The sequence below is a fragment of the Myxococcus sp. AM009 genome (genome assembly GCF_013372605.1).
In the GTDB taxonomy this organism is placed as follows: domain Bacteria; phylum Myxococcota; class Myxococcia; order Myxococcales; family Myxococcaceae; genus Myxococcus; species Myxococcus vastator.
In genome coordinates, this window is sequence record NZ_JABXEP010000291.1 from 1 (window position 1) to 4,144 (window position 4,144).

Consider the following 4,144-nt stretch of genomic DNA (forward strand, 5'->3'; position numbering starts at 1 on the left):
TCCAGTGCTGCCGGCTGCGCTTCTCAGCGCGACCTGGCTGGCACCGTCTTAAGAAATTGACTGCGGTTTCCGCAATCTAGCTTCTTCTTGGGCTTGCTATTTGGTTTTCAAAGACCGAGTCGCTTGTGCCGCCAGCGACTTCTTGCTACCGTCTTCTTCGCTGCTGCCTCGCCGTCTTTTCGTCCGGCGGGGCGTCAGCTTCTATTTCAGTCCGGCGTCTACTGTCAAGCTGCTGTTTTCGCCGTCCTGCTGGCTTCCGGAGTCTTCAGCGCCGCCCAGTGGCTTCCGCTGCTTTCTTCCGGAGGGGCGCGGTTTCTACCGCTTCGCCGCCCTCCCTGTCAACCACTGCTTTTCGCTGCCCCCTCGACGCTTCCGCCCTTTCCGCCGGGCTTCTTCGTCGAGGACGCGGCTTCTACCACCACCGCGTCTCCTGTCAACCCGCTGCGTTGACCACCTTCGTCCGTATTTTCGCGGACGAAGGACGTTCACTGGGACACGGCGTCCAGACCAGGCGCCCGCTCCGCAGCTGTAGTGCTGGTCGGCGGGGACGTGGCGGCCAGAGGGCCGGCGCAGGATGAGCACCTGCTGATGCTGGCCGCCGTCGCGGCCCTGCTGGCGTCGGGCGGCCTGTGCCAGCGGCGTCCGGGGCAGTCGCGGTACAGAGGGGCCTTACGGTCCTCCCCTCGGACAGTGCGCCGCCTGGGAGGCGCCCAGGCGGCGCGGCCTCTATCGCAAGCGCGCCGACGCGGCCCTGCCAATTCGCCGCCACTGGGCACGGGCGGTCAGGGAGCGAAGAGGAGCCGTGACGCCTGCTGGACCCAGGCTCTCCGTGTGTCGAGCGTGCCGAAGTCGAGCAGGATGAACTGGTCGAACAGCCGGGGCATCATCGACAGCAGGCTCATGGAGGCCCAGACCTGGGTCAGCGCCATCCGCAGCCGATTCTCCGGAAGGTGCGGCGCCCCCGGAGCCAGCCGCCCGGCCAGTTCGGCCAGGAACGCATTGAGGCGCTGGATGGCGGTGCTGTCGTAGCGCTGATGGGCCAGCGCGTCGTGGAAGTGCGCGTGCGCGATGTACGGGTAGCGCAGCGAGTTGCTCATCAAATCCTCGAGCAGCGTCTCGAACGCCTCGCGAATGCCCTGGCCCTCCAGCCGGAACCGATCAAAGTCCTCCAGGACGTTCCCGAAGGACTGGTCCAGCGTCTGCTCCAGCGCCAGCGCCACCAGCTTCTCCTTGCTCCGGAAGTAGTAGCTGATGGCCGCGCTGTTCACCTGCGCCTCGCGCGCAATCTCCCGGATACCCGTCGCATCGAGCCCATCCCGGCCAATGCACACGATGGTCGCCCGGAGAATGCGCTCCCGGGCCTCCTGCTCGGGCTACGGGGCCCCAAGCACCTGAATATGTTCACTCACGAAGAGGCCGCGCCCCTGCACTGCCAGGCGGCGTCCACGGCGCTGGCGGAAGCGCGCAGGTTCGACTGGCTCTCCGAGAACGTCTGAGGCGCCGCCATGACACCGCTCGTCACGGCCGTCCTCGGAGTCCTGCTCGTGGCCACTGCCGAGGAGGCGCCGGAGGGGCGCTTCAGCATCGTCCCCTTCGTGCTGCCCGCCGCCCAGCCGGAGACGAGCTTCCTCCTGGGCGGCGTGGCCTTCGTCTCCGCGGCGACGGTGGCACGCGGCCCACGCGACTTCGACGCTCGCGACATCAAACCCGCGGATGGCGTGGGCCTGCGCTTCGCACCAATGTCAGACGTGCCCGTCAATATCCTGCTCGATACCGCCTACGGGAACGAACCAGGCTTCTATCTGAACGAGGGCGAAGCCTTCTGGTTCAAGCGAGATACGAACGAAACCGCCCGCAAGGCCGTGTAACGTCGCCCGTCATGCTCGGCCTGGGCCCAGGGGGCGCGTCCAGGACGTGCCGATGCACCTCCATCCGCCCTCGGAGCACACCATGGTCCGCACCAAACGCGTCGCTCGTCATGTCTTCTCCAGGTTGAATCTGGCGCTGCTGCTCACAGGTGCCCTCGCGGGCTGCGGGGGCCCCATGGAGCCGGACCTGTCCGCGCCCGAGCCCGACAGCGCCCTGGACGCCCAGGCCCAGGCGCTGACGTATCCCAACGGCAGCAGCCAGACGGTGGTATCCCGCCGCGTCGTCTACAGGAACGGCTCGGGCGCCTTTCAAGCGGCGGCGGGCTTCGAGCACTTCCGCGCGGCGGGCGCTTTCGACGGCGCGCTCCACAACATCCGCATCGCGGAGGTCGACGCGCCAGGCGTGCGCGAGGCCCTGGTCATCATGTCCGCGGGCCAGAAGATTTCGAGCAGCGGCCACTCCAGCGGTGTCACCGGGCAGTCCTCCAACTGGGATGCGTCCTGTGACGGCGTCTCCTGTCCCAACGTGAGCCTGGACAGCCGTTCGCTGGCCATGAAGCTGCGCGCCCTGGGGTGGTTTCCCAGCGGGAAGACGTACCTGTCCGTCGTCAACGACGCCAACTTCGACCACCTGTTCGACAGCGACACGAAGCAGCGCATCGTGAATGGCTTCTCGGGCTGGCTCCAGGCGCAGGTCCGGCCGGAGACGCGCGCCATCTACCTGGCGGGCAGCTCGCGCGGTGGCTGCTTGATGATGCGCATGGCGCAAGCGCTCCGCGCGAACACTGCGCTGGACGGCATCAACATCTACGTGTCGTCGTTTGACGGCGTGTGCCGCAACAGCCAGGGGGAGCTGGGGACCTTCGACAGCAAGATCAACAACCCCGTGCGCCCCTGGGGCACCTTCTATGGCGCGTGGGCCACGAATCTGACGGCTCAGTTCCCTCGCCGGAACAGGCTCCACATCTTCCACGTCGTGGGGGGGCAGGAAGTCGCTCCCGCCACGGGCATCCGCGCCTTCTCCGGCTACGCGGGCAGCACCCCGCCTTCGAAGGGCACGAACCTCGACTGGGGTTGGTACAAGCAGACCTGGGTGAAGTGGAAGCACAAGGAGATTGGCAATCCCTACTCGGACCCCAGCGCGTCGGACCAGGCGCAGGCGGTGGCGGAGACTGTCGACGCGCACCTGACGTGGCTCGACGCGCGCCTGCCCTGATGGGGGCACCCTCGCGACTCATGGGAATCCGGGCGGCCGACCTTCCTCGGCCGCCCGCAGTCGCGCGCCGGGGTTGAGTTCAAAGGCGAGCCCGAACTGCCACAGCGCCACGGGCTCCAGGAACAAGATGTTGTAATAGTCCTGCCCCTTCACGTACCGCGCGAAGACGCCGAAGCCCGCGCCCCACCAGGGATAGGCGCCGAATTCAGCCTTCCACGTGGCCCGCTGCGCGGGCGTCTCTCCGAAAGGCTGCGACACGGACACTTCCAACGGGAAGCGGTGGTTGCTCCACGTGCGCTGGCCCATGACACCCGCCGCCCAATGCCCATCGCCATACACGACGCGCTGAGAGCGGGTGATGCGGCCAGGGCCAATGGACGTGTTCAGCTCCAAGGCAGCGAATCCGCCTACCAGCCATGCGTTGCGCAGGTCCGGCTCCACGTCAAACGCCAGACGCGCGTGAAGCTCCGTCCGGACGAGGTTCGTGGTGAAGCTGCCGGACACCTCGTTCAGAGGCAGTTGTCCTTCCGACGGCGTGCACCCGGATTCGCCGCGCGTCTGGTTGCTGTAGAAGCACCCGGACTCCCCATTCGAATAATGCGCCGCGATGACGTTGAGCGCGAGCGCCAGGCCCCGCACCGCCGCGCCCTCCGCCCGAGGCTTCGCCAACGGCCGCAGGTGCGCCACCTGGAGCGTCACCTTCGCGATGAAGGACGGCGGGATGACCGGGTCGCTCGCCGTGTCCATGATGCGGAGCTGCACGCCCGGGGTGATGATGAGCGAAAGGAAGTACTCGCCGCCGGGCTGGGTGAAGTCACCTTGATGGAGCTGCGGCAAGAAGAGGTTGGGCGCCACCTTCGCTTCGAAGATGAGCGTCTCGGGCGAGTCGGGCGCCCCTTGACGACGGATGCGATTGGGCGAGTCGAGGATGTAGCTGCGGTCCAGGAAGAGCGGCACTGGCGCGTCGTATTCCACGCGCCACCCGTCCGCGCGGGCGACACCCGCCAGCAACACATACGTTGCCCACAGCAAAGCGGCCCACCCTCGCGGGACTCCGCCC

The 4,144-nt window shown here is 67.3% G+C and carries 4 protein-coding genes; 2 read left to right on the top strand and 2 right to left on the bottom strand.

Going from position 1 to position 4,144, the window contains the following annotated elements; genetic code table 11:
- Positions 1-782: 782 nt before the first annotated feature.
- Positions 783-1,349 carry a TetR family transcriptional regulator gene (locus HV824_RS34980; RefSeq protein ID WP_176421527.1) on the bottom strand — a complete coding sequence of 189 codons (567 nt, stop codon included), beginning with the start codon at positions 1,347-1,349 and terminating at the stop codon, positions 783-785.
- 156 nt (positions 1,350-1,505) lie between these two features.
- Between HV824_RS34980 and HV824_RS34990 the strand changes: the two genes are divergently transcribed.
- On the top strand, positions 1,506-1,868 hold the full coding sequence (locus tag HV824_RS34990) for a hypothetical protein (protein ID WP_255208594.1): 363 nt from the start codon (positions 1,506-1,508) through the stop codon (positions 1,866-1,868).
- Positions 1,869-1,950: 82 nt separating this feature from the next.
- A complete protein-coding gene (locus HV824_RS34995; protein ID WP_255208595.1) occupies positions 1,951-3,084 on the top strand; it encodes a hypothetical protein in 1,134 nt (377 codons plus the stop codon).
- Between the two features lie 18 nt (positions 3,085-3,102).
- On the opposite strand, the gene HV824_RS35000 is transcribed toward HV824_RS34995, so the two are convergent.
- The coding region (locus tag HV824_RS35000; protein ID WP_255208596.1) for a hypothetical protein at positions 3,103-4,144 on the bottom strand (1,042 nt) is incomplete at its 5' end.